General features: G+C 32.0%; 27 protein-coding genes. 15 read left to right on the top strand and 12 right to left on the bottom strand.

What is annotated here, in order from left to right; all coding sequences use genetic code 11:
- Nucleotides 1–2 precede the first annotated feature (2 nt).
- The 8 genes from D6200_RS12895 to D6200_RS12860 all read right to left on the bottom strand — a co-directional run bounded on the left by D6200_RS12895 (nt 3) and on the right by D6200_RS12860 (nt 6506).
- Entirely contained in the window at nt 3–476 is a 474-nt protein-coding gene (locus tag D6200_RS12895; RefSeq protein ID WP_073182046.1) for a TspO/MBR family protein, read from the bottom strand.
- Nucleotides 463–1164 (bottom strand): lycopene cyclase domain-containing protein, encoded by a 702-nt coding sequence (locus tag D6200_RS12890; protein WP_047790018.1) that lies wholly within the window; start codon nt 1162–1164, stop codon nt 463–465. The genes D6200_RS12895 and D6200_RS12890 overlap by 14 nt, the downstream gene beginning before the upstream one ends.
- The gene (locus D6200_RS12885; protein ID WP_172644857.1) at nt 1161–1616 is read right to left on the bottom strand and encodes a sterol desaturase family protein; all 456 of its coding nucleotides are present in this window, start codon (nt 1614–1616) and stop codon (nt 1161–1163) included. Before D6200_RS12885 ends, D6200_RS12890 begins: the two co-directional genes overlap by 4 nt.
- On the bottom strand, nt 1613–2059 hold the full coding sequence (locus D6200_RS12880; RefSeq protein ID WP_073182048.1) for a hypothetical protein: 447 nt from the start codon (nt 2057–2059) through the stop codon (nt 1613–1615). Before D6200_RS12880 ends, D6200_RS12885 begins: the two co-directional genes overlap by 4 nt.
- Nucleotides 2056–2898: a phytoene/squalene synthase family protein gene (locus D6200_RS12875; protein WP_047790016.1), complete on the bottom strand. Its 843-nt coding sequence runs from the start codon at nt 2896–2898 to the stop codon at nt 2056–2058. The genes D6200_RS12880 and D6200_RS12875 overlap by 4 nt, the downstream gene beginning before the upstream one ends.
- A complete protein-coding gene (locus D6200_RS12870) occupies nt 2882–4363 on the bottom strand; it encodes a phytoene desaturase family protein (RefSeq protein WP_073182051.1) in 1482 nt (493 codons plus the stop codon). Before D6200_RS12870 ends, D6200_RS12875 begins: the two co-directional genes overlap by 17 nt.
- 74 nt (nt 4364–4437) lie before the next feature.
- Nucleotides 4438–5391, bottom strand: a complete 954-nt coding sequence (locus D6200_RS12865; RefSeq protein WP_073182053.1) for a fasciclin domain-containing protein — start codon at nt 5389–5391, stop codon at nt 4438–4440.
- A 197-nt stretch (nt 5392–5588) separates the two neighbouring features.
- The gene (locus tag D6200_RS12860; RefSeq protein WP_073182055.1) at nt 5589–6506 is read right to left on the bottom strand and encodes a MerR family transcriptional regulator; all 918 of its coding nucleotides are present in this window, start codon (nt 6504–6506) and stop codon (nt 5589–5591) included.
- Between the two features lie 87 nt (nt 6507–6593).
- Between D6200_RS12860 and D6200_RS12855 the strand changes: the two genes are divergently transcribed.
- Complete coding sequence (locus D6200_RS12855; protein WP_073182057.1) at nt 6594–7544, top strand: GSCFA domain-containing protein; 951 nt, start codon at nt 6594–6596, stop codon at nt 7542–7544.
- A gap of 10 nt (nt 7545–7554) precedes the next feature.
- Here D6200_RS12855 and D6200_RS12850 read toward each other — a convergent pair whose 3' ends face one another.
- Nucleotides 7555–7836: a rhodanese-like domain-containing protein gene (locus D6200_RS12850; RefSeq protein ID WP_073182694.1), complete on the bottom strand. Its 282-nt coding sequence runs from the start codon at nt 7834–7836 to the stop codon at nt 7555–7557.
- A 34-nt stretch (nt 7837–7870) separates the two neighbouring features.
- Nucleotides 7871–9628 (bottom strand): aromatic amino acid hydroxylase, encoded by a 1758-nt coding sequence (locus D6200_RS12845; protein WP_073182060.1) that lies wholly within the window; start codon nt 9626–9628, stop codon nt 7871–7873.
- Between the two features lie 115 nt (nt 9629–9743).
- On the opposite strand from D6200_RS12845, the gene D6200_RS12840 reads away from it, so the two are divergent.
- Nucleotides 9744–10511 (top strand): M48 family metalloprotease, encoded by a 768-nt coding sequence (locus D6200_RS12840; RefSeq protein WP_047790010.1) that lies wholly within the window; start codon nt 9744–9746, stop codon nt 10509–10511.
- A 393-nt stretch (nt 10512–10904) separates the two neighbouring features.
- On the opposite strand, the gene D6200_RS12835 is transcribed toward D6200_RS12840, so the two are convergent.
- Nucleotides 10905–11411 (bottom strand): hypothetical protein, encoded by a 507-nt coding sequence (locus tag D6200_RS12835; RefSeq protein WP_073182064.1) that lies wholly within the window; start codon nt 11409–11411, stop codon nt 10905–10907.
- Between the two features lie 120 nt (nt 11412–11531).
- Here D6200_RS12835 and gpmI point away from each other — a divergent pair, with 120 nt between their 5' ends.
- The 4 genes from gpmI to D6200_RS12815 are packed head-to-tail and all read left to right on the top strand — an operon-like array spanning nt 11532 to nt 15213.
- Nucleotides 11532–13049, top strand: coding sequence for a 2,3-bisphosphoglycerate-independent phosphoglycerate mutase (gene gpmI, locus D6200_RS12830; protein WP_073182066.1), 1518 nt, complete (start codon nt 11532–11534; stop codon nt 13047–13049).
- A gap of 11 nt (nt 13050–13060) precedes the next feature.
- On the top strand, nt 13061–13591 hold the full coding sequence (locus D6200_RS12825; protein WP_073182068.1) for a thioredoxin family protein: 531 nt from the start codon (nt 13061–13063) through the stop codon (nt 13589–13591).
- A 29-nt stretch (nt 13592–13620) separates the two neighbouring features.
- Entirely contained in the window at nt 13621–14439 is an 819-nt protein-coding gene (map, locus tag D6200_RS12820; protein ID WP_073182070.1) for a type I methionyl aminopeptidase, read from the top strand.
- Between the two features lie 3 nt (nt 14440–14442).
- Nucleotides 14443–15213, top strand: coding sequence for a class I SAM-dependent methyltransferase (locus D6200_RS12815; protein WP_073182072.1), 771 nt, complete (start codon nt 14443–14445; stop codon nt 15211–15213).
- Here the strand turns inward: D6200_RS12815 and D6200_RS12810 are convergent.
- Nucleotides 15210–16181 carry an FAD:protein FMN transferase gene (locus D6200_RS12810; protein ID WP_073182074.1) on the bottom strand — a complete coding sequence of 324 codons (972 nt, stop codon included), beginning with the start codon at nt 16179–16181 and terminating at the stop codon, nt 15210–15212. The genes D6200_RS12815 and D6200_RS12810 overlap by 4 nt on opposite strands.
- 130 nt (nt 16182–16311) lie before the next feature.
- Here D6200_RS12810 and D6200_RS12805 point away from each other — a divergent pair, with 130 nt between their 5' ends.
- The 9 genes from D6200_RS12805 (at nt 16312) to D6200_RS12765 (ending at nt 26831) form a co-directional block, all read left to right on the top strand.
- A complete protein-coding gene (locus tag D6200_RS12805) occupies nt 16312–17160 on the top strand; it encodes an OmpA/MotB family protein (RefSeq protein ID WP_047790002.1) in 849 nt (282 codons plus the stop codon).
- Nucleotides 17161–17474: 314 nt separating this feature from the next.
- The gene (locus D6200_RS12800; protein ID WP_047790051.1) at nt 17475–19943 is read left to right on the top strand and encodes a TonB-dependent receptor domain-containing protein; all 2469 of its coding nucleotides are present in this window, start codon (nt 17475–17477) and stop codon (nt 19941–19943) included.
- Nucleotides 19944–20153: 210 nt separating this feature from the next.
- Nucleotides 20154–20609, top strand: coding sequence for a 50S ribosomal protein L13 (gene rplM, locus D6200_RS12795; RefSeq protein ID WP_047790001.1), 456 nt, complete (start codon nt 20154–20156; stop codon nt 20607–20609).
- A 2-nt stretch (nt 20610–20611) separates the two neighbouring features.
- Entirely contained in the window at nt 20612–20998 is a 387-nt protein-coding gene (rpsI, locus tag D6200_RS12790; RefSeq protein ID WP_047790000.1) for a 30S ribosomal protein S9, read from the top strand.
- A 142-nt stretch (nt 20999–21140) separates the two neighbouring features.
- A complete protein-coding gene (gene rpsB / locus D6200_RS12785; RefSeq protein WP_047789999.1) occupies nt 21141–21887 on the top strand; it encodes a 30S ribosomal protein S2 in 747 nt (248 codons plus the stop codon).
- Between the two features lie 92 nt (nt 21888–21979).
- Nucleotides 21980–22948, top strand: coding sequence for a translation elongation factor Ts (tsf, locus tag D6200_RS12780; protein ID WP_047789998.1), 969 nt, complete (start codon nt 21980–21982; stop codon nt 22946–22948).
- A 110-nt stretch (nt 22949–23058) separates the two neighbouring features.
- Complete coding sequence (pyrH, locus tag D6200_RS12775) at nt 23059–23769, top strand: UMP kinase (protein WP_047789997.1); 711 nt, start codon at nt 23059–23061, stop codon at nt 23767–23769.
- A 47-nt stretch (nt 23770–23816) separates the two neighbouring features.
- Entirely contained in the window at nt 23817–24371 is a 555-nt protein-coding gene (gene frr, locus D6200_RS12770) for a ribosome recycling factor (protein ID WP_047789996.1), read from the top strand.
- Nucleotides 24372–24467: 96 nt separating this feature from the next.
- Nucleotides 24468–26831 (top strand): efflux RND transporter permease subunit, encoded by a 2364-nt coding sequence (locus tag D6200_RS12765; RefSeq protein WP_073182076.1) that lies wholly within the window; start codon nt 24468–24470, stop codon nt 26829–26831.
- Nucleotides 26832–26956: the final 125 nt, after the last annotated feature.

Raw genomic sequence — 26956 nt, 5'->3', positions numbered from 1 at the left:
GTTTAATTATTTAATACAATATATGCGTTGAGACTAGTTGCAATCGTCATCCATATTAAATATGGAAGTACAAATAGAGTATACCACCTTACTTTTTTTAAATACTTAAAAGTGAAATAACCAATAAGTAGCCATAATAAAGCGATTACAACCAAGCCTAATTTTGTTAAATGTTGATTAAAGAAAATATAGTTCCAGCTTACGTTTAAAATCCACTGATCTACATATAAAATGAGTACCTTTTTGTTTAAAAATTCATGCTGAAAACTCACTTTTGTCATGTATACAGAAAACAATACCATAATGATTGTCCAAGCTACTCCAAAAACCCAGCCTGCTGGTGTCCATGGAGCTTTATTTAAAGACAAGTACCAATCTGTTCTTGGTCCTTCATTCATTAACCAAACACCAATACCTAAGGCTGAAAGGTTAGCTATTAAGAATATTAAAAAACGTATGTATTTATTTTCTTTCAAGTTTTCTGTTTTTTAAGAAATTAAAAATTAACTGTACTGAAAATAACATTGTAAATGCATAAAAAGCATCTTCTATAGGTATCGTAAAAATTCTAAAATCTAAATTCTCTGCGTTATTGTACCAAACTACCGGTTCTTCTATAAAGCTTCCTGTTAAAATTCCATTGACTAGTAGAAAAGGAATTAATATTACCAAGAAGCTAGGGTAGTATTCTTGCAATGTATTTAAATGATTCTTTAGCGCATAACCTAACAAAAGTAAAAACAGCACAAAATTTACTGTGGTGTACCACTTTCCGAAGTTAAAGATCAACAATAAGCTCACTAAAAAAATGAGGAAAAAGCTTACAATTACTGTCCCAGGTTTTGACATTTTAAATTTTGGAAATAAAAACTTCAACGCTTCATGTGTAAATAAACATGCATAGGGTATACAGAAAAAAAACATCCATTCTTCTATTGGCATATTCAGCAGTTTTAGCGATAAATGATAATCTGGATTAAATCCCCATACTCCCATTTGCGTAAACCAACTGTCCCAGATTAAAAAAAACAAGGCGACTAACAAAATACTAAGCGCTGCTTGTTTGAAATATTGTATAAAGTGTAGTTTTTTTTCAAAAACACTATACAATAGCGGAATACTTAAACTGCCTAGATTTAATATTAGATATAAATACTGACTCACTGTCTTTTATTAAAATATTTAAAGGGCACAAACAACATACCGAAACATTCTCCGTCGTGTTTCCCCAAATGTTTATGATGAATTTTATGTGCTTTTCGCAATCCTTTTAAGTATTGATTGTTTGTTTTGTCGAACCACTTGAACCTTCTGTGAATTAACACATCATGCACCAAGAAATAAGCAATACCATAAAATAATATTCCCAGACCTATGAAAAACAAAAAGTTTAACTCTGGTCGAATTCCGAAGTAAAATAATAACATACTAGGTATTGCAAAGACAACAAAAAAAGCATCGTTTTTTTCAAAAACATGCGGATACCCTGGTTGATGATGATCTTCATGTAAGTACCAACCAAACCCATGCATCACATATTTATGCGTGCACCAAGTAACCCCCTCCATGACAATAAACGTTAGTGTAGTTACTGCTATGTAAATTACTATATTCATAATGATGTATTGTTAATTATATATGTATGTAAATAACTTACACTGTCTTTTTTTTGAAGCACTTCTTTTAAAAACTGCTTGTCTTTTTTAATAGAAGATGTATATCCTAAAACACTTGGTGTATTTTCTTGTATTATTAACCTTAGATACCTTAGGTGAACATTATTAGGATTCTTTAAAATCAACTCTTCTAATTTGTTTTTATTTGTGTTAAAAACTTTTAGTTTACTCCAAGGCATTATTTTATATTTTGCCTGTTTCATTTCAAGAGAAATTATATAGCCTTGAATACTCACTTCTTTACTATTTTTATAATTGGCTATATAGGCTAACTCAGCTTCTTTTGTAACTAATTCATGGTATTTTTTAACATGATTAGGTACATTATTGAAGCTTATTATCGACATAAATAACAGTACTCCTAAGATACCATTTTTTATCATAAAAAGTTTAATTTATACCTTACATAACTTCTTGCTAGAAGATTAATTTTCATCGGGTTTGAAATTCGAATCCTTGTGTCCATGATTTTTGTTGAAGGTGTATTTTTTAGCTTTTTTAATAGTTTTTTGTAATACCTGTATGCCATATATACTCCAAATTTTGCTTCAACAGGCAACTTTAAAATCCCGTTTTTATAAGCAACATCAAAATCATCTTCTATTTCTTTAATAATTGCATTTTTTCCTTCTGTACTTAAATCTCCAAAATTGATATTTGGAAAGTAAGACCTATTCAATTCGTTAAAATCTTCTTTTAAGTCTCTTAAAAAATTTACTTTTTGAAACGCTGACCCTAAACGCATTGCAGGCTCTTTTAGCTCCTCATATTTTTGCTGATTCCCATTTACAAAAACCTTTAAACACATTAACCCAACAACATCAGCAGAACCATATATATATTCATTATACTCTTCTGTAGTTGTATATGCTGTTTTATACAAATCTGCTTTCATACTTTTTAAAAAAGCCTGAACCTGCTCATCAGAAATTTTGTACTTATTTACAGTATGTATAAACGAGTTTAAAATAGGGTTTAAACTAATTCCTCTATTTTTAGATTCGTAATAATCTCTTTCGAACTTTAATAATAATTGTTTCTTATCGTACTGATGAAAAGAATCTACTATTTCATCCGCAAAGCGTACAAAACCATAAATATTATAAATATCTGTACGTATTTTTGGTGATAACATCTTCGTAGCTAACGAAAATGAGGTGCTGTATTTTTGAGTTACTAACTTACTACATGCATAAGAAACCTCATCAAATAATTGTTTCATCTTTATACGTTTTTAAAATTAAATCTGATGCTATTTTTCCTGAAATTAAAGACGGAGGAACTCCTGGTCCTGGTACCGTTAATTGTCCTGTAAAAAATAAATTCTCTACTTTTTTACTTTTTATTTTTGGTCTTAAAAATGCTGTTTGTGTTAAAATATTTGCCAAACCGTAGGCATTTCCTTTATACGAATTATATTCCTTAATAAAATCATTTACACAAAAGCTTTCTTTAAACAACACATGTTTTTTTACTGATTGATTTGTTAGTCTTTCTAACCTCTCTATTATAATATTAAAATAACGTTCTCTTAGCTCCGGAGTATCTTCTATACCAGGCGCCAATGGAATTAAAAAAGTAGCAGCCTCTTTTCCATTAGGCGCAAAAGAACCATCTGTAATTGAGGGAAAGCTAGCATAAAACAATGGTTCTTTTGGCCAACAAGGAACATCATATATTGTTTTCGCATGCGCATCAAAATCTGTATCAAAAAACAAGGTATGATGACATACATTTTTTAACTTCTTGTCAAACCCTACATAAAAAAGCAAAGATGAAGGCGCAAATGTTTTTTTATCCCAATAACTTTCTGAATATTGCCTTAAATATTTAGGCAGTAAAGTTTCAGTATGATGATAATCTGCTCCACTTAACACTACATCAGATTTCATTAATTTTCCATCTACCGCAACCCCAACTGCTTCACCTTTATCGTTTACTACAATTTCTTCAACATTTACATTGGTTTGAAATTTTACACCTAAGCTCGATGCTAGTGTAGTCATAGCCTCAATTACTTTATACATTCCTCCTTTTGGGTGCCATGTACCTAAGCCAAAATCAGCATAATTCATAAAATTATAAAACGCTGGGGTGTTACTTGGTTTTGCCCCCAGAAACAACACTGGAAATTCTAAAATTTGAATTAGTTTTTTACTTTTAATTTTCTTTCTTACCTCATGTCTGATAGTAGAAAAAAACTGAAATATCTTCCCCATAGTAACTGGAGTTACCAATTCTAAGGGAGAAACTCCTGGCTTATAAACTAAATCATTTATAGAAACATCATAATTATATTTTGCTGATTTTAAAAAAGACTTCAGGTGTTTTGAACTTCCTTTTTCTTCTTTTTCAAAAACCTCATAAATCTCCTCTAATGTTCCTGGAATTACTATTGAATCTTTTTCTCCAAAGTATACTTCATAAGCAGGGTTTAATCTTTCTAACTCATAGTAATCTGAAGGTTTCTTTTCAAAGTCTGCAAAAAACTTTTCAAAAACATCTGGCATCCAATACCATGTAGGTCCTATATCAAAAGTAAAACCTTCTCTTAATAACTGCCTTGCTCTACCACCAATTGTGGCATTTTTTTCCAAGATTACCACTTTATATCCAGCTTTTGCTAAATAGCAAGAAGCTGATAAAGAAGAGAAACCTGAACCTATTATATATACCTTTTTTTTCAAATTATTTCTTATAAAGATAATTAAAATTAATTGCGAACAAAAAAATCGCTCGCAATCAATACATTAAATTAAGTTTATGGTAAAAGAACACTATCTACTACATGAACTACACCATTTGTTCCTTGTACATCTGTCAATGAAATTACAACAGATTGTCCTGAACTTGTTTCTAATTTTGCTCCATTTGATAAATCAACAGTCACTATACTTCCATCAAACATTGTGATTTCTTGATTATCACTTAATTCATCTGATTGCACATTTCCTCCAGCAAATACATGATATTTTAACACTGCCTCTAATGTTGCGATTGGAATATCTGCTAACGAATTCCAAGAATCGTTACTATCTAATAACGCTTGAAATGCATCATTTGTTGGAGCGAATATTGTATAAGGTCCTTCTTGACTTAACAAAGAAACAAAATCAGTAGTATGACGGCTATCTGTTAAAGCTGCAACCAAAGAGGTAAAACTACTATTATTCAACGCTAAGGTTACTACATTAGCTGGCAACATTACCTTATCAATTGTGTGTATAACTCCATTTGAAGCCATAATATCTGTAGCAATTGGCTTTGAATCTCCATTAAACTCTACTGCTCCATCAACTTCCACTTGCAATGACAACATTTCATCGTTTGGACCTGTTGACAATGTATTTACGTAGGCATTGGATAAATCAGCTGCCTTTACTTCTCCACTTATTACATGAAACAACAATACTGACTTTAGTGTTTCTGCCGGAATATCATCTAAAGTACTCCACGAATCATTGCTATCCAATAAGTTTTGAAATGCTGTATTTGTAGGTGCTAGAACCGTAAAAGCTCCATCAACTTCCAAAGCCGATACTAAATCTGCTTTTTGTAAAGCAGACACAAGAATACTCAAATTTGCATCTGCAACTGCTGTATCAACTATATTTTTCTGCTTTTCTACCACAGGATCATCACTACATGACGTCAAAAGATTAAAACTTAAAAAAAGTCCTAAAAAAAATACCAATGTTAATTTTTTTGATTTCATAATTACACTCTTTAGATTAATTGCATACTCTTTTATTTTTTTAAGTCTGTTTTTCAGCTACCGCAGACTTTGTTTATCTTAAAACAAAAAACATTAAACAAAAATAGTTTTTGCCAAAAAAATGTGCTTTAATTTTAAAACACACTTCAAAGTTACTTATTTTGTTTAACAAAAACAAAAAAAAGTTAAACACAATATTAAAACCGCTCTAATAACGCCACCAAAGAAGGATACATGGTTATTTTCGCTTTAAAATCAATATGACTAACCGTCATCGCTTTATTTCCTATTGCTATTAGCTCATGATTAGTATTTTCTAACATTTTGTCTATTTCAAAAAAATATTCTTCTACTTTATCTTCATATGGCTGAACAGTCATGGAAGTAATAAAACAAATTTTTGTTTCATTTTTAAAAAAGTAATTTAAGTTATCCAAGGGTAAACTTTGCCCTAGATAAATAGTATTATACCCCCTTAATATGAGCTCATAATTTAAATACATAAGCCCTAATTCATGAATTTCATTTTCTGGAAGAAACAACACATAACTTGTATCTGAGTTATTACTAACGTACTCTAACTTCTCTATGTTAATCTGAATTTTTTGTATGATTAAATTAGATATGAAGTGTTCATGTGCTGGCAATAAGGTATCTGTTTGCCATAATAACCCTACATGATTTAAAAAAGGAATAAAAACATCTTTAAAAACCTCTCTAAAAGTCTTTGTTTTCAACAATCTATTGTAAGCATTGTTAAATAATATTTTATCGAATTGAAACATTGCTAACTTAAAAGAATTAACAGCTTCATCGTTTACTGCCATTTTAAAAGCTAACTCTCTTGCTTTCAAAACAATAGTATCATCAGACATTTCTGCTATTTTAGAAATCTTTATACTATTTTTATTCAACAAGACAACATTAAGTAATTTCTGTAAATTTTCTGAAGAGTAATAACGAATATTGGTATCGGTTCTCTCTGGCGATAACAGATTGTAGCGTTTTTCCCAAATTCTAATTGTATGAGCTTTTATTCCTGAAATATTTTCAAGATCTTTAATTGTAAAAACTGATTTTATATTGTTCAATGTATTCTTAATTCTTTTGAACAAAGATACAAATTTTAACTAATTACAAACCTACACCACTTCTTATGAAGATTTTATACTTATTTTTGATTGTTATTTTTCTTTAAATTTATGAATCTTCAAACGCGAATACCACTTACGAAGCAAAAACATAATCAAATTAATTATCAGTCAAAACTACTTTTACTTGGTTCTTGTTTTTCTGAAAATATTGGCGACAAACTTAACTACTACAAGTTTCAATCAAAACAAAACCCTTTTGGTATTTTATTCCACCCTAAGGCTATTGAAAACTTAATTACAAAAGCATTAAACAAAGAAGAATATACCGACAAAGATGTTTTTTTTCACAATGAACGATGGCACTCTTTTGAAGCACATTCAAGTTTAAGCGCTATAAATAAAAATGGATTATTAAACAGCTTAAATTTATCCATACAACAAACTTTTGAGCAACTACAAAACACCACACATCTTATCATTACACTAGGTACAGCATGGGTATATAGAGAAATTGCCTCGGATAATTTTGTAGCCAATTGCCACAAAGTTCCTCAGAAAAAATTTTTAAAGGAATTATTAAGCGTTCATGAAATTTCTGAAAGCTTAGAAGCTATTAACTCTCTTGTTAAGTCAGTAAATAAAAACATTTCAGTTATTTATACGTTATCTCCTGTACGACATTTAAAAGATGGTTTTACAGAAAACCAACGTAGTAAAGCACACTTACTTTCAGCTATTCATGAAGTAGTGGAACCGAGAAATGCTATTTACTATTTTCCTTCATATGAAATTATGATGGATGAATTACGTGATTATCGTTTTTATAATGAGGATATGATTCACCCAAATAAAACTGCTGTGAATTACATATGGGAAAAATTTAAACAGGTTTGGATTACAGAAGATTCATGCAAAACGATGCAGCAAGTCGAAACCATTCAAAGAGGAGTAAACCACAAACCTTTTAACTCAGAATCTGAAGCTCATCAGTTATTTTTGAAAAAACTACAACAAAAAAAGGAAACACTTTTACAAGCATTTCCTTTTATGAATTTTTAATCTTCTTATTTTATTTCACTAAATATTGATCAACATTTTGCCAAGGCCCTCCGTTAATTACATCAATCCCATGGTTTTGTAAAAACTCTGCTGCTTGCCCGCTTCTACCACCACTTCTACATACTGCAATTACTGGCTTATCCCACGATTTAATTTCCTCTACATTTGTAGGAATCGTAGCTAAAACAATATGCTTAGCTCCTTCACTATGCCCTTCATTCCATTCCGCTAAAGTCCTTACATCTAAAACAACTGCTCCTTTAGCTAAATATTCCTGTATTTCGTTACTCATATTCTTCTTTCTAAATAAATTAAATAATCCCATTTTATACTTCTTGGTAATTTTCCAACAAAAGTAAACCGTTTTCTATTAACGTAGTGTAACTCTTGTTACTTTTCATTTCTTCAAGATATTCACGTAACGCTCCTTTTATTGAAAAATTGTTTAGTGTTGCCAATTCTAACAGCTCTAACGACAACAACCAATCATTTTTATAATTTGATTTTACTTCTGTAAAAATTTCCTCAATGTCTTCCTCAGAAACCGTACCACCTTCCCTTAGTTCTCTTACTCTGTCATATAAACTATATAACTTTCTATCTGAATCAGAATATTGAATTTTGTGCGTTTTGGTTTCCGATACTTTTCCTACATCCCCAAATGAAGCCACATCTGCAGGACCTGCAAAAGCAGATACCACCTCTACACCCACAGCCATATCGTATACTCCCCAATCTGGGTGAAATAACAACGTGTCTCCATGAGTTACTGTACAGTTTTTAAAAGAAATTAGTAAAATCCTACCTCTTAAATCCCTTGTTCCTGTAATTACTTCTCCTACTACTTTTACTCCACCTTCAAACTCTAAGGTAACCTGCTCTCCTTCATAAATACCATAAGCTTTCAAATCTCGCGGACTCATATTCTCTATTGGAATATTAATCCCTTTTAACTTTCCTATTGGACTTCCAAAACCTTCTGCATGATAATTTGTTCCGTGACCTATTAATTCTTTATCTCTATTTGCTAACGCAGTAGGACCAGTTGTTTGTACATAAATGGCTTTATTATTCTCATCAGTTATTACATTGGTAAAAATCCCTGACACTTGAATACCTGTACTCAACTCGATAGTTCCTAAATTTTTAGAATCTATCAATTTTTCTATTCCTTTTAATCCACCAGTTCGTATTGCCATTTTATTAGCAAACTGCTCCAACACTAAACTTAAATGAGCAAAATCTGGAGTAACAAACAACTGAGGTTGAGGTTTTGTAATATCAAAACTTACATTCGCAGCATCTAATGTATATGAAACTTTTTCGACCTCATCTTTCATACACCATTTACTCTCTCCAATAGAAGACAATAACCCTGCTCCATAAATTTTTGGATTTTCTAGGGTCCCTATCAATCCATACTCCACTGTCCACCAGTGTAAATTTCTAATTTGAGCCATTTCTGAAAGCTCTCCCATGTTATTTTGTAACCACTCAACTTGTTCTTGTGCTTCATCAATATCTTTTTGAGTAGAATTAGGATCTTCTTTTAAAATAGACAACAAACGAATAGCTTCATACATTTCGTAATCTTTTGCTGAAGAAATCGCTTTTGCGCCAATTTCACCAAAACGGCGTAAATATTCAGCATACTCTGGATTTGCTATAATTGGTGCATGTCCTGCAGCTTCATGAATAATATCAGGAGCTGGCGTGTATTCAATATGATCTATCGTACGCATGTCAGACGCAATCACTAACACATTGTACGCTTGAAATTCCATAAAAGCATTCGGTGGTATAAATCCATCAACAGATACTGCCGCCCAACCTATTTCTTTTAAAATACGATTCATTCCTTGCATGTGAGGAATTTTCTCAACGGAAATGCCTGTCTTTTTCAATCCATCTAAGTACGAAGCATGCGCTACTTTCCCTAAATAATCTACATTCATACGCATTACATAACGCCATACAGCTTGGTTTTGAGCCGTATATTCATCATACGGTTGTTTTACCACGAACTTATGTAAATGCTTGGGTAACTTCTTAGTAACTTCGTTTAACTCAAAGTGAGGCTCCATAATGTTGTTTGTTTTGCTGTGTAAATTTAAGTTTTTTATAGTTCACAAAAAATTGATATCCGTTAAATTATATATTTTGTACTTTTACTTTCGGGACTAATAAAATAACTTATTGATGAAAATTAAAGGAGGTTTAAAAACTCGTTTGCTTGTAGGTATAGCTATTGTTGCTTTTGCTTATCTACGTAAATGCAGTCAACAAGAGGTAAACCCTTATACAGGGAAAACACAAGCAGTTAGTTTATCTCCAGAACAAGAAATTGCTATTGGACTACAACAAGCTCCTATGATGACTCAGCAACACGGAGGCTTGTATCCTAATGAAAATGCTCAAGTACTTGTAGATAAAGTAGGTGCAAAGCTCGTAAACAACACGGTAGCTAAAAAATCAGGTTACCAATTCGATTTTCATTTATTAAGAGATGAAAAAACAATCAATGCTTTTGCCTTACCTGGAGGGCAAATTTTTATAACTCATGCTTTATTCACTCAATTAAAAAACGAAGATCAACTAGCAGGTGTACTAGGTCATGAAATAGGACATGTCTTAGGAAAACATTCTAACGAACGAATTACCGATGCTAATTTTTGGAAACTTTTAACCATGGGAGCTTCTGTCGGCGCTGATTTAGGAGAACTGGCGAATAGTATTGGACAACAAACTTTATTAAAAAACGGTCGTGGTGATGAATTAGAAAGTGATGAGTTAGGTGTTAAATTAATGATTGATGCAGGTTATAACCCTGAAAACTTGATTGGCGTAATGGAAATTTTAAAAGCTGCAGCTGGTCCAAATAGAGTTCCTGAATTTCAAAGCACCCACCCTGACCCTGAAAATAGAATTGAAAAAATTAAAGAAGCTATACGTAAATATAAAAAGTAATGTTGTTACTGTAACATTTAATTAATCGAGTATACTAATAATTATATATTTAAATTAGTTGCTATGAGTTTCAGTGGGTCAGTATCGTCAATGATTACGAGTTTAAAAAACAATAAAAGAAAAAGAACTAGCGCTTTTGAAAAGTTAGAACGTTTTCAAAAAGAAAAAAACGACAAATTATTTTTTAAAAAAACTGCTAATGAAAAGCAGCTTAAAAACATTCGTTTAAAGATAAAAAGACAACAACAAGTTAATTTTATAAAAAACATTCTGGCTTTGATAGCCACCTTTTTAACATTACTTTATATTATCTCATTAGTTTAATCAATATAAAAAGGTTGAATTTTATAAAAAATCCAACCTTGTGTTAATAACAGATCCCCTATCTTCTTGTTACTTACCTTGAATAATATTGTAATTTATTCCAACACCTACAGAAGAAGGAGAAATACCATCAGACGAAACCCCTTGGTAATACCCGAAAATATTCCACTCGTCGTTGTGATACCCTATTTCTGGCCTGTAATAAAATCCACCAGTTTCACTTCCTTCAGTAAAAAAAGCATACCCTAAATCCGTTCCTAAAAAGAAGTTTTTTGTTGGGTAAAACCTAAACAATCCTGCTACAGGGATTAGTCCTGAATCAGAGAATTCAATAACACCTTCTTCTTTCCCAAAATAATGAGTATACCCTGTCGAAGCTCCTATAGCAAAACTTTCTGCATTTAAAAACTGATATTTCAAATCAACCCCCAAAACAAAAGAAGAAACATCAGAAGCATCACCAACAGGAGCACCTCCATGGATCCCTAATTTCAACCAATTTGTACCTTCTCCCACTTGAGCATTCGCAACTGAAAAACTCGTTATCGCTATTACTAATAAAATTGTTTTATTCATATTATTGTTTTTTTAGTTACGTAGCAAAACTACCTCAATAACTTTTTCAATTTTACCTCTTTTGACATAATTATTAACCCAAAAGATTTTACTTTTAATACAAAGAAGTAAATTTGTAACATGAACAAGAAAGTAATTTTAATGATTTTGGATGGATGGGGGATTACCCAAGACCCAAAAGTATCGGCTATATACAACGCAAAAACTCCATTTATAAATTCGTTATACAATAAATTTCCACATGCACAATTAAGAACCGATGGAGAACATGTTGGTTTACCAGTAGGACAAATGGGAAATTCTGAAGTCGGACATATGAATTTAGGTGCTGGTAGAATTGTATATCAGAATTTAGCCAAAATTAACAAAGCTGTAAAAGAAGGAACTTTAGCACAAGAAAAGGAACTTCTAAACGCTTTTGAATATGCTAAAACAAACAATAAAAATATCCATTTTTTAGGATTGGTTTCTAATGGAGGAATTCATTCTCATATTGATCACCTGAAAGGTTTGCTATCTGCAGCTAACAATTTTGGTTTAGATAATGTATACCTACACGCTTTTACTGACGGTCGTGATTGTGATCCTAAATCAGGAAAGTATTTCATCAACGATATTCAAGAACACATGCAAGAAACTACGGGTGAATTGGCAACAATTACTGGTCGTTACTATGCAATGGATCGTGATAATCGTTGGGAACGTGTGCAACTTGCTTACGAAGCTTTAGTAAACGGAAAAGGAACTTTTTCTTCGGATGCTCCAGCTAGTATTCAACAAAGTTATGATGCAGATGTTACTGATGAGTTTATCAAACCAATAGTAATGGTTGATGAAAGTCAACAACCAAAAACTGTAATTAAGGAAGATGACGTTGTTATTTTCTTCAATTTTAGAACAGATAGGGGTCGTCAATTAACAGAAGCTTTGAGCCAAAAAGATTTTCCTGAATTCAACATAAAAAAACTACCGTTATATTTTGTTACCATGACAAGCTATGACGATACTTTTAAAAACACCCATGTTATTTACGATGGAAAGAACATTGAAAACACTTTGGGTGAAGTATTAGAGTCAGCTGGAAAAAGTCAAATTAGGATTGCTGAGACAGAAAAATATCCACACGTTACTTTCTTTTTCTCTGGTGGAAGAGAAGATGAATTTACAGGAGAAAAACGTTTGCTTTGTCCATCTCCTAAAGTAGCTACCTATGATTTAAAACCTGAAATGAGTGCTTATGAAATTCGCGACGCTATTGTTCCTGAACTACAAAGCGGTAATGTTGATTTTGTATGTTTAAACTTTGCTAATGGTGATATGGTAGGACACACAGGTGTTTTCGAAGCTGCTGTTAAAGCTTGTGAAGCAGTTGACAATTGTGTTGAAGACGTAGTAACAACTGCGTTAAATAATGGCTATACCACTATTTTAATTGCAGATCATGGAAACTGTGAAACAATGATTAACCCAGATGGAACACCACATACAGCGCACACCACCAATCCTGTCCCTATGATTTTAATTGACAAGGAGTTAAAATCAATAAAAAGTGGTATTTTAGGCGACATTGCTCCAACTATTTTAAAATTAATGGGTATTGAACAACCTAAAGAAATGACACAACATTCGCTTATTTAAAAATATATTTCATGAAAAAAATCGTATACCTTTTTATAGCCTTACTTATTATTTCTTGTGCATCGACACCAAAGAGCCTAGCAACAAAAAATGAAAATGGAAATTTAGTTGGTATTGCCACTAAAAAAGACTTCCAACAAGAGCCATACGGAAGTGAGTGGTTTAACGATTTTTATTCATATTACCAAACAGATAAAGCTACCGTAGAAAAACTAAAACCATATTTAAAAGACATAAAAATAAAAGGTTTTATGGGAACTTGGTGTGGAGATAGTAAAAGAGAGATTCCTAATTTTTATAAAATCTTAGACGAAGCCGAATTCGATTATAAAAACCTTGAATTAATTACAGTAAACCGTCAGAAAAAAGCTAATGGTTTAGAAGAAGGTTTCAATGTAATTCGAGTTCCAACCTTCATTTTTTATAAAGACGGAAAAGAAGTTGGTCGTTTTGTAGAACACGCTATTGAAGGTAGCTCAGTTGAAGAAGATTTCTTAAAAATACTATCTGGTCAAGAATACAAACATCCATATCTAAAATAACTGTAAATTTGCGCCTCAATATTTTTACCATGATTAAACCAAAAACTAGAGAAGAAATTGAATTAATGCGCGAAAGTGCTTTAGTAGTATCAAAAACCTTAGGTATGCTTGCCAAAGAAGTAAAACCTGGTGTTACTACATTACAACTTGATAAACTTGCTGAAGATTTTATTCGTGAGCAAGGAGCTATTCCTGGTTTTTTAGGTCTATATGATTTCCCTAATACACTTTGTATGAGCCCAAACTCACAAGTGGTTCATGGAATTCCAAATAACACACCTTTACAAGAAGGTGACATCATCTCTATTGATTGTGGTGCTATAAAAAATGATTTTTACGGAGATCACGCTTACACGTTTGCTGTAGGTGAAATTGCCCCTGAAACTCAAAAACTACTTGATATCACTAAAGAAAGTTTATATGTAGGCATTCGTGAACTTAAAGTAGGGAATCGTGTTGGTGATGTAGGTTTTGCTATTCAAAACTTTACTGAAAAACATGGCTACGGTGTTGTTCGTGAACTGGTAGGGCACGGTTTAGGTCGTAAGATGCACGAAGATCCAGAAATGCCTAACTATGGACGTAGAGGTCGTGGTAAAAAATTTATTGAAGGTATGGTAGTTGCTATTGAGCCTATGACCAATATGGGAACTCATAAAATCCGTCAACATATTGATGGATGGACAATTACCACTTTAGATGGTAAACCATCAGCACACTTTGAACATGATGTAGCCATAGTTGATGGTAAACCAGAGTTACTATCTACCTTTAAGTATATTTACGATGCTTTAGGTATCGAAAGTAATGAAGAAGACGAATTTAGACAACAACCATTAGTTATATAATTTGTGTCTTTATTTAAAACGATACTTAATACTATTCCTAGACCTATATTAATCAAAGCCAGTTATTGGGCTCGTCCCATTATTACTTGGTGGTTAAAAGGAGATAACTTTACAGATCCGATTGACGGAAAATCATTCAAAAAGTTTTTACCTTACGGATATGGAGTTCAACGTAAAAATGCACTTTCTCCTTCTACACTGTCACTAGAAAGACATCGTTTAATGTGGCTTTTTTTACAAGAGGAAAGCAACTTCTTTTCTTCGGATAAAAAGTTAAAAGTATTACATATAGCTCCAGAGCAATGTTTTTTAGATCTTTTTAGAAAACAAGCGAACCTAGAGTACACTACTTCTGATTTAGAATCGCCTATTGCGGATGTAAAAGCCGATATTTGCGATCTTCCTTTTAAAGATAACTCTTTTGATGTCGTATTTTGTAACCATGTATTAGAACACATTCTTAACGACACAAAGGCGATGCAAGAATTGTATCGAGTAATGAAAGTTGGTGGATTTGGTATTTTTCAAATTCCGCAGGATTTATCAAGAGAAGTTACTTTTGAAGATAATTCTATTACCGACCCTAAAGAACGCGCAAAAATATTTGGTCAGTACGACCATGTACGTGTGTACGGTCGTGATTATTTTAATAAACTACGTTCTGTAGGATTTAAAGTTGATGAAATAGACTACACAAAAAAAATCGCTCCAGAAAAACTAGAACGATTTGCTTTAATGAAAGGCGAAATTTTGCCTGTATGTTACAAAAACTAGTTTACGAATTCTGCTAGTTCTCCTACTTCATTATGATATAACAACACCACTTTAAGCTCTGGATGTTCTTTTAGAAACTCTTTTGTTTTTTCTAAACCCATTGCTAAAAAAGCCGTTGCATAAGCATCTACATCGGCACAGTCACCTTTTAATCGAACTGACACACTTAACAAATTACTCTCTTCTGCTAGTCCTGTTTTGGCATTTACCGTGTGTACTATCTTTTTTCCTTCAGTATTTAACTTGTACTTTCTATAATTCCCTGAAGTTGCCATAGATTCATTATCCAGCTCAATTATTTTTTGAACAGAACGTGTTCCATCAGCATTTGGCTTTTCAATCGCTACTTTCCAAAGCTTTCCGTCTTTCGTTCCTCTAGCTCTAATCTCTCCTCCTATTTCTACTATGTAATCATCAATGTTTTTCGACTCTAAAAACCTCCCAACAACATCTACTCCATAACCTTTAGCAAAAGCATTAACATTAAACTCTATATTTTCACTATCTCTATGAACTTTTCTGTTTTTTAACACAACTTTATCAAATCCTACATTCTCCATCAAAGCCGCTATTTCTTCAGAGGTCAAATCTTTCTTTTCTTTTCCTGAGCCAAAGCCGTAAGCATCTATCAATCTACCAATCGTCGGATCAAAATAACCATCAGTTTTCTTGTAAATTCTTTTAGCCTTTTCAAAAACTTCTACAAACATATCATCAACTATTACAGTGGTGTCTCCTTGGTTAATTTTTGAAATATCAGAAGTAGGCATGTATGTAGACAATGATTTGTTTACCAAATTAAACAAACTATCAATAGGTTTTTGATAATCAACCTTATTCAAATAGGTTATATGATATGTAGTCCCAAAAACAGCTCCTTGTAATTTAGTTATCTTTTCTTTTTTTTCTTCCTTACAAGCTATTACTAACAATAATGAAACTACTAAAAGCGTTATCCTTTTAATCATCTTTAAAAAATTTAGTCACAAAAATAATGTATTCACACTTCATAAAAGATTGTTAATTCTCTTTTTTGTGTCTTCATTTTTATAAATTTGCTTAACTTTTAATAAATACATCTAAAAAAATCAGAATAAAATGAGAAAAATATTTTTATTCCTTACTGCTTCAATTTTACTAGCATCTTGTGCTTCAACAAAAGAATTAGAAGCAATAAAAGCTAAACACGAACAAACAAAAGAAGAGTTACTAGCCGTAAAAGCTAACTTAACAAAATGTTTAGTTGAAAAAGAAAACTGTGAAGACAAAGCATTTTCTTTAGAGTCAAGAGTAACAGAACTAAAGAGAGATAAAGAAAATACTTTACAACAAGTTGAAAACTTAACAGTTTTAACTAAAGGCGCTAATGATAACATTAAAGAGACATTATCTCAATTAAGCAAGAAAGATAAGTACATCAACAAAATTAGAGAAGCTGCTTCTAAAAAAGATTCTTTAAACTTAGTAGTTGCTTTTCACTTAAAAAGAGAATTACAAGACGGTATTGATGACGAAGATATTGAAGTAAATGTTGAAAAAACAGTTGTATTCATTTCAATTTCCGACAAGTTATTATTTAAAAGTGGAAGTTACACTATTAACGACAAAGCTTCTAAAGTGTTAGAAAAAGTTGCTACTGTAGTTAACGGACAGCCTCAAATGGATGTAATGGTTGAAGGACATACAGACAACACTCCTGTTTCAGCTGGATCAGCCTTAAAGGATAACTGGGGATTAAGTGTTTTACGTTCTACTGCTATCGTTCGTGAGTTACAGGGAAAGTATAATGTTGCTCCTGAAAGATTAATCGCAGCTGGTAGAAGTAGTTATGTTCCTTTAGTAGAAAACAACAGTCCTGCTAACAAAGCCAAAAATAGACGTACAAAAATCATCATTTTACCAAGATTAAATCAGTTCTTTGATTTATTAGATCAAAAAGTAGAATAGTATTCTATATAGATACTTTTATTAAATACCCTCAAAAGTTAAACACAATTTTGAGGGTATTTTTATACCTAAAAAACAACACACATTTGAATTTAGATATAAGTGTATTCAAAAACACATAGAAGAATGTTCTTCTATTAAATTTCTTCAGCATCAAGAAAAATAAGCTAATAAAAACCTAAACTCATACTATAAAAACAACTTTTGTTGGATAATCTAAATATAAGCACTTTTCTTGTTTAACATTCTTTTAACTAACCTCCATTAAACTTTTAGGCAGATTTGTTGTCAAACAAGCTTTATAAATTAACATGATGAAAAAACTTACACTACTTTTTATTTTACTTATTAGTTTTACAGCTGTTGCTCAACGTACTACAAAAGGTATCGCTTCTAAAATCACTTTAACGGGTAAGGTCTTAGAAACAAACTCTAAGCAACCTTTGGAATATGCAACTTTAGTACTAACAAACACCAACACAAACCAAGTTATTGGAGGTGTTACAGACGTTAACGGAAACTTCTCTATCGATGCTTCATCTGGCACGTACAATATAAAAGTTGAATTTATAGGGTTCAAAACTAAAAGTTTAGGAAATCATGATTTAAGTCAAAATAAAAACTTAGGAAATATATTACTATCCGAAGACGCAGAGACATTAGATGAAATTGAAATAATAGCAGAAAAATCGACAGTAGAAATACGTTTAGATAAAAAAATATACAACGTTGGTAAAGATATGACTGTAAAAGGAGGAAATGCATCTGATGTTTTAGATAACGTCCCTTCTGTTAATGTAGACGCAGAAGGAGCTATTAGTCTACGCGGTAACGAAAATGTTCGTATTTTAATAGACGGTAAACCTTCTGCTTTAGTAGGCTTAACAGGAACAGACGCTCTTAGAAATTTACCCGCAGACGCTATTGAAAAAGTAGAAGTTATCACTTCTCCTTCTGCTCGTTACGACGCTGAAGGTACAGCTGGTATTTTAAATATTATTCTTAGGAAAGGAAAAATCACAGGTTTTAATGGCTCTGTAAACCTAACTTTAGGAAATCCTGATATGGTAAGTATTTCTCCAAATCTCAATTATAGAACAAAAAAGTTTAATCTCTTTTCAAACCTAGCTTATTCCTACAGAAACGGACCTGGTAACTCTAATAGTTTTTTCACAAACTTCAACAAAGATGGTGATATTACTAGTTATAGAGATGAAGACAGAGTTTTTGATAGAAAGAGTAATAACTATAACGGATCCTTAGGGCTAGAATACTACATTAATGATAAAAGTTCTATTACCGGAACTTTCTTTTATAGAGATTCTAAAGATGATGATGTAGCTACCAACAATACTACTTTTTTTGATAATAATAGAGTTATAACGAAAGAACAGGTAAGAATAGAAAACGAGAAAGAAGAAAATACAGATATACAATACTCTTTAAACTATACAAATAATATTGATGATAAAGGACAAAAACTAATTATAGATTTACAATACGGTGAAAGTGATGAATTTGAGCCTGCCGATATTTTTGTTGACAGAAACCTTTCTGAGCGAAATAGACAAACAACAACCTCTAAAGATCGCCTTTTTCAAATAGATTATGTATTGCCTATTGGAGAAAAAAGTCAGTTTGAAGCTGGACACAAAGTCACCTTACAAGATTTAAATTCAGACTTTAGAGTACGTGATGCCCTCGGAAACCCATTGCCTAACGATCCTTCAAATGCAATTGAATTCAAACAAAATATTTATGCATTCTATACTCAGTTTGGAAGTAAAGTTGATAAGTTTTCATACCTGTTAGGTTTAAGAGCAGAAGTTACTGATATTGATTTAACAGTGTTTACAACCGACCAGTTTAAAGAAAAGAATTATACAGAGTGGTTTCCAACAGTAAACCTAGGGTATGAAATCAATGATAGTGATAACATTTCATTAGGGTATAGTAGAAGGTTACGTAGACCACGTCATTGGTTTCTAAACCCATTTGAAACCAGAAGTTCTGCAACCAATGTATTTAGAGGAAACCCTGACTTAGATCCTACCTTTACTAACTCTGTAGACTTTGGCTATAACACACGTATAAGTAAGCTAAACTTAGGAGCTTCTTTATATTATCAATACTCTACCGATATTATGCAAGGTGTATCTATTTTAGAACAAAGAGTTATAGAAGGAGAAACAACTAACGTAACAGTTAGACAACCAGTGAACCTTAACAATGAAAGTCGTTATGGATTTGAATTTACAACTAACTATAATCCTACTAAAAAGGTACGATTATCAGCTTCATTTAATTACTTTAAATTTAATACAGATGCTTTTACATACGTATATACCGCTGCTAATGGAGACCAAGTAACAACCCCTTTAGACGAGGTAAATGAAAGTAGCTGGTTTGCACGTTTTAACTCAAGGATTACCTTACCTTGGAAACTACAATGGCAAACACGCTTAATGTATCGTGGAGCACAAGCAACAGCTCAAGATAATAGAAAAGGAATGTTTTCTGCTAACCTTGCCCTGAGTAAAGACTTGTTTAAAGAAAAAGCTTCATTGGTATTAAATGTGAGCGATTTATTTAACACTCGTAAGCGAGAAAGCACTACTTTTCTATATGATGATGAGGGATTACTTAACACTATTAACGACGGTTCTTTCCAATGGCGTGAGCGTCAAATAACATTAAGCTTTACCTATCGTTTTAACCAAAAGAAAAAAAGAGATCGTCCAGAACAAAATGGTGACTTTGATGGAGGTAGTGAAGGTTTTTAACCCTATTAATTTAACCGATAAAAAACAACCTCATTATAAAAATACCCTTAAACTGTTAAACACAGTTTAAGGGTATTTTTCTTGGTAAAACAAGCTAGTTGTAAATTAAACTAACACGCTATTTGTCAATCAAATAATTAATCGTACATTTGCAGACCTTTTTAAAGGATAAAATTTAATTATTAATAAACAAAAACTAATCGTGTAATTATGAACACATTAAGTTACAAAACAGTATCAGCTAATAAGGCTACCGTAAACAAAGAGTGGGTTTTAGTTGATGCGGACGGGCAAACATTGGGTCGTCTAGCTTCTAAAGTTGCAAAACTTATTAGAGGTAAGTACAAGCCAAATTATACTCCTCACGTAGATTGTGGAGACAACGTTGTTATTATCAACGCTGAAAAAATTAACCTAACTGGTAAAAAGTGGACAGACAAGTCTTACATTCGTCACACAGGTTATCCAGGAGGCCAAAGATCATTAACTGCTTCAGAAATGTTCGAAAAAGATCCTACAAGATTAATCGAAAAAGCAGTTAAAGGTATGTTACCTAAAAACCGTTTAGGTAGCGCGTTATACAAAAACTTATATGTTTACGCAGGTACAGAGCATGGTCAAGAAGCTCAAAAACCTAAAACTATTAACCTTAACGATCTTAAATAATTATGGAAACTGTACACAAAATAGGTAGAAGAAAAACAGCTGTTGCTCGTGTTTATGTTTCTCAAGGAAGTGGAAACATCACTATCAACAAAAGAGAGTTTAAAAACTATTTCACTACACCAACTTTACAATACAAAGTTCAACAACCTTTAATGTTAACTGAAAACTTAGAGGCTTACGATGTAAAAGTAAACGTATACGGTGGTGGTGTTACTGGTCAAGCTGAAGCTATTCGTTTAGCAATTACTAGAGCATTAGTAGCTATTAACGAAGAAAACAAAGCTGTATTAAAACCAGAAGGATTATTAACTCGTGATCCAAGAATGGTTGAACGTAAAAAATTCGGTCAGAAGAAAGCACGTAAGAAATTCCAGTTCTCTAAACGTTAATATTTTACTGAACTTGTTTCAGTATTTAAATGTTTCGAGACTGTTATTTATAAATCAATTTTTAACAGTTTAGTATCTAAATATTTCAGACTTAATAACTACTGAAATATTGCGAAAACAGAACGTAAACACATTTATTAAAATGGCAAACATTCAAGAATTATTAGAAAGTGGTGTTCACTTTGGACACTTAACTAGAAAGTGGAACCCTAACATGGCTCCATACATTTATACAGAGCGTAATGGTGTTCACATCATCGATTTGTACAAAACTTCAGCTAAAATTGACGAGGCTTCTACTGCGTTACAAAAAATAGCTAACTCAGGACGTAAAATCTTATTCGTTGCTACTAAAAAGCAAGCTAAAGATATCGTTGCTGAAAAAGCTAAAGCTGTAAACATGCCTTACATTACTGAGCGTTGGCCAGGTGGTATGTTAACAAACTTCGTTACTATCCGTAAAGCCGTTAAGAAAATGACTTCTATTGATAGAATGAAGACTGATGGTTCTTTTGATGCATTATCTAAAAGAGAAAAATTACAAATTACTCGTCAACGTGAAAAATTAGAAAAGAACTTAGGTTCAATTTCTGATATGACTCGTTTACCAGGAGCTTTATTTGTAATTGATGTAAAGAAAGAACACATTGCTGTTGCTGAAGCACAAAAATTAAACATTCCAATCTTTGCAATGGTTGATACAAACTCGGATCCAAGACCAATCGACTTTGTAATTCCTGCAAATGATGATGCTTCTAAATCTATCGATAAAGTATTATCGTATGTAACTGATGCAATTGCTGAAGGCTTAACAGAAAGAAAAGCTGATAAGGAAAAAGCTAAAGCTGAAAAAACAGCTGACGCTCCAGCAAAAGAAGAAGCAAAATAATTTTTTAATTTAAAGGTTTCATTACATTGGAACCTTTAAATTTTTACAACTTTGTACAACAATATATTTACAACTAAAAAATAACGATAGAAATGTCAGTAAAAATTAGCGCTGCAGACGTAAAGAAATTAAGAGAAACTACCGGAGCTGGTATGATGGATTGTAAAAAAGCATTAGTAGAAGCTGAAGGTGATTTTGATAAAGCTATTGAAATTTTACGTAAAAAAGGACAAAAGATTGCTGCTAAAAGAGCAGATCGTGAGTCTACTGAAGGTGTGGCAATCACTAAAATTAGCGATGACAACACATACGGTGTTGCTATCGTATTAGCATGTGAAACAGATTTCGTAGCTAAAAACGATTCATTCAAAGCATTAGCGCAAGAATTTGTTGACATCGCTTTTAACCACAAAACAAAAGAAGAGTTCTTAGCTGCTGATTTTGGTGGTGTAACTGTTGCTGAAAAATTAATCGAGCAAACAGGAGTTATCGGTGAAAAAATCGATATCACTGCTTTCGAAAGAATTGAAGCACCATACGTAGGAGCTTACACTCACGTTGGTAAAATTGCTGCAATGGTAGGTTTAACTGCTGCTGTAGATAATGCTGCTGAGTTAACTAAAGACTTAGCTATGCAAGCTGCTTCAATGGGTGCAACTTCTTTATCTTACAAAGATTTTGATCCTGCTTATGTAGCTTCTGAAACTGAAGCTAGAATTGCTGCGATTAAAAAAGACAACGAAGAATTAGTGCGTTTAGGTAAAACTTTAAAGAACGTTCCTCAATTTGTTTCTCGTTTACAATTAACTGATGAAGCTTTAGCGAAAGCTGAAGGAGAAGCTAAAGAGCAATTAAAAGCTGAAGGTAAACCAGAACAAATCTGGGACAAAATCTTACCAGGTAAAATGGAAAGATTTATCTCTGACAATACTACTTTAGATCAAGAACAATGTTTATTAGATCAAAAGTTTATTAAAGACGAAAAGAAAACTGTTGCAGAATACGTTTCTTCTTACGGTGATGTTGAAGTTAAAAACTTCGTAAGGGTTACTTTAGGATAATTCTCAACGACAATTTTATATGAAACCATCCATTTTTGGATGGTTTTTTTTTATGTGTTAAAATTAGAATAAAAAAAATATGTAGCTTTGCACAACTTTCAACAAAACAAATGCAATACAAAAGAATTCTTTTAAAATTAAGTGGTGAGGCACTAATGGGTGAGCGTCAATATGGAATTGACCCAAACAGACTTAAAGAGTATGCCCAAGAGATAAAACAAGTTATAGATAAGGGTGTAGAAGTAGCCATTGTAATTGGTGGTGGAAATATTTTTAGAGGAGTTGCTGGTGCTAGCCAAGGTATGGACCGTGTACAAGGTGACCATATGGGAATGTTAGCTACTTGTATTAATGGCTTAGCTTTACAAAGTGCCTTAGAAGACCAAGGAATTCACACTCGTTTACAAACTGCTATTGAAATTAAAGAAATTGCAGAACCATATATTAAGCGTCGAGCTAATCGACACTTAGAGAAAGGACGCGTAGTAATTTTTGGTGGAGGAACAGGAAATCCGTATTTTACAACCGACACTGCAGCTGTTTTAAGGGCTATTGAAATAAATGCAGACGCCATTTTAAAAGGTACACGTGTTGATGGTATTTATACAGCAGATCCAGAAAAAGATAAAGATGCTGTTAAGTATGAAAACATTACATTTAAAGATGTTATTGAAAAAGGCTTAAAAGTAATGGATATGACAGCCTTTACCTTGAGCGAAGAAAACAAATTACCAATTATTGTTTTTGACATGAACACACAAGGAAACCTTCTAAAACTTGTTTCTGGAGAAAATATTGGAACAATAGTTGACAACGAATAAACCGAAAAATTATCCTCAACCTATTTGAGGTTTTAAATACGAACAAAATGAACGAAGAGATTGATTTTATTTTAGATTCGACTAAAGAGGCAATGGATAAAGCTATTAGCCACTTAGAAAAAGAATTAGCAGGTATTAGAGCAGGTAGAGCTACTCCTGCTATGTTAAGTACGATTATGGTAGATTACTACGGTTCTCAGACACCATTATCACAAGTGGCAAACGTAAACACTCCTGATGCTAGAACCATATCAGTTCAACCATGGGAAAAAAACATGTTACAAGAAATCGAAAAAGCAATAATGCTTGCTAACATCGGTTTTAACCCAATGAATAATGGAGAAAATATTATAATTAATGTTCCACCATTAACAGAAGAGCGTCGTAAAGGATTAGCTAAACAAGCAAAAGCTGAAGCTGAACACGCTAAAGTAGGTGTTCGTAATGCTCGTAAAGACGCAAACAATGAAATTAAAAAAGTTGATATTTCTGACGATATGAAGAAAAATGCTGAAGCTGATGTTCAGAAATTAACTGACGATTACGTAAAAATAATCGACGAAAAGTATACTGTTAAAGAAAAAGAAATTATGACTGTATAATTTCTTTTAAGAAATAGTTAAAAAAGAGCATCATATGATGCTCTTTTTTTCGTTTAATTAATTCATTTAGCATAACTTTGCTGAAATTTTTTTTGGATGACTTTTTGGACTAAAATCGCAGGCTTCTTATTGCGAAATCGTTACTTAGTTTTAATTACTATTGCTATAATTACAGGGCTTTTAGTCACTCAAATGAAACATATGCGCTTCTCCTATACAGAAGCCAATTTACTTCCTACAGACCATGAGGTTAATATAGAATACAATAAGTTTTTAGAAATTTTTGGAGAAGAAGGCAACCTCATTATATTAGGAGTAAAAGATTCTACAATATTTACTCCTCAAAAATTCAATGCTTGGAATAAACTTGTTAAAGATTTAGATAGTTTAACACAAGTGGATTTTACTGTTTCTATTGCTGATGTTCAGCAGTTAAAAGCAGATAGAAAACAAAGAAAATTTGTTGTTGAACCACTTTTTGAACAAGCTCCTTCGACTGATGAAGAAATAAAAAATATAAAAAAACAACTTTTTGAGAAGCTACCTTTTTATAACAACCTATTATACAACGATAAAGGCACTTTACAAACAGCAATTTATTTAAACAAAGATATTGTAAACACCCCTATTCGTAGAGATTTTGTGTTCGACATTCTAATTCCAACTATAAACTCTTTTGAAAAAGATCATAATATTGATGTTCGTGTTTCTGGTATGCCCTACATTAGAACCTTAAACTCTCAGAATATAACTGACGAAATGGGAATTTTTGTAATTGGTGCATTATTAATAACAGCCATTATCTTTTTCTTCTTTTTTCGTTCATTTAGAGCCACTTTTATTACACTACTTGTAGTTAGCATTGGAGTTACATGGGCTTTTGGGTTTATGGGATTATTCCGCTATGAGATTACAGTATTATCTGCTCTAATTCCACCATTAATTATTGTAATTGGTGTACCCAATGCAGTTTTTCTAATTAATAAATATCAGCAGGAAGTAAAGAAACACGGAAACCAAGCAAAATCTTTACAACGTGTAATTTCAAAAGTTGGAAATGCTACATTAATGACCAATATTACTACCGCTTCTGGTTTTGCCACTTTTATATTTGTTAAAAGTAGACTAATGCGAGAGTTTGGTGTTTTAGCCTCTGTAAACATCATCAGTATTTTTATTCTAGCATTATTAATCATTCCAATTATATATAGTTTTATGCCTCTTCCAGAGCAGAAACATTTGAACCATTTAGAAAAAAAATGGATGGGAAATGTTGTTTCTTGGATGGAACGTATGGTAAAAAAACAACGAATTGCCATTTATATCACTACTGTTTCCATAATAATTTTAAGTATGATTGGCCTTTACATGATTCGTGTATCAGGTAGTTTAATTGAAGATATGCCTAAAGGAAAACAGTTTTATAAAGATATTAAGTTTTTTGAATATGAGTTTGGGGGAATTATGCCTCTTGAAATTTTAATTGACACCAAAAAAGAAAAAGGTGTTATGAAGCTTTCTACTTTAAAAAAGATGGAAAAACTCAATGAAACTATTGAAACTTTCCCTGAATTATCCAAACCTATATCTATAACCAATCTTGTAAAATACTCTAAGCAAGCCTACTATAACGGAAATCCTAAATACTATCAACTTCCAACAAGTCAAGAAAAAAGCTACATTTTTTCGTATACTAAAAACTCAGATAGTAACTCTGGAATGCTAAAAAATTTTGTGGATAGTACTGGTCGTTATGCACGTATTACCACTTTTATGAAAGATATTGGTACTGATAAAATGGATATTATCCAAGAACGACTACAAGCTGTAATCAATAAGCAATTTCCTGATGAAAAATTTGATGTTTCATTAACAGGGAAAGCATTAGTGTTTTTAAAAGGAACCAACTATTTAATTAAAAACTTAGTTATTTCACTATCATTAGCTATTATATTAATATCTATTTTTATGGCGTGGATGTTCCGTTCACCTCAAATGATATTAATATCATTAATTCCTAACATGCTTCCTTTATTAATTACTGGTGGATTGATGGGATTCTTTGATATACCTATTAAACCTTCAACAATTTTAGTTTTTAGTATTGCTTTCGGTATTTCAGTAGATGATACTATTCACTTCTTAGCTAAATATAGACAAGAGTTGCTGGCCAATAACTGGAAAATAAAACCTGCTGTTTATTCAGCATTAAGAGAAACTGGAGTAAGTATGTTCTATACTTCAATAGTCCTTTTCTTCGGTTTTTTAGTATTTACTGTTTCAAGTTTTGGAGGTACTATTGCATTAGGAGGTCTAGTTTCAATTACATTATTATTAGCTATGGTTTCAAACTTACTATTATTACCTTCTCTTCTACTTTCTTTTGAGAAAAGAATAGCTAATAAGAAAGTTTTAAAAGAAACTAAATTTAAAATACTACCTCCAAAAGAAGACAAGTAAATATTCAAAAACAACCATTTTAAATAAATATGGTTGTTTTTTTATTAAAGCTAACTTATAAAAGTTAACTCTTTATTCTTGGGTCTCTTTGTTGCTAATTAACAGCAAAAAAGTATCTTTGCTTG

Origin of the sequence: Tenacibaculum mesophilum (assembly GCF_003867075.1) — a bacterium.
Classification (GTDB): domain Bacteria; phylum Bacteroidota; class Bacteroidia; order Flavobacteriales; family Flavobacteriaceae; genus Polaribacter; species Polaribacter mesophilus.
This window is presented reverse-complemented; position numbering and strand designations above follow the sequence as displayed.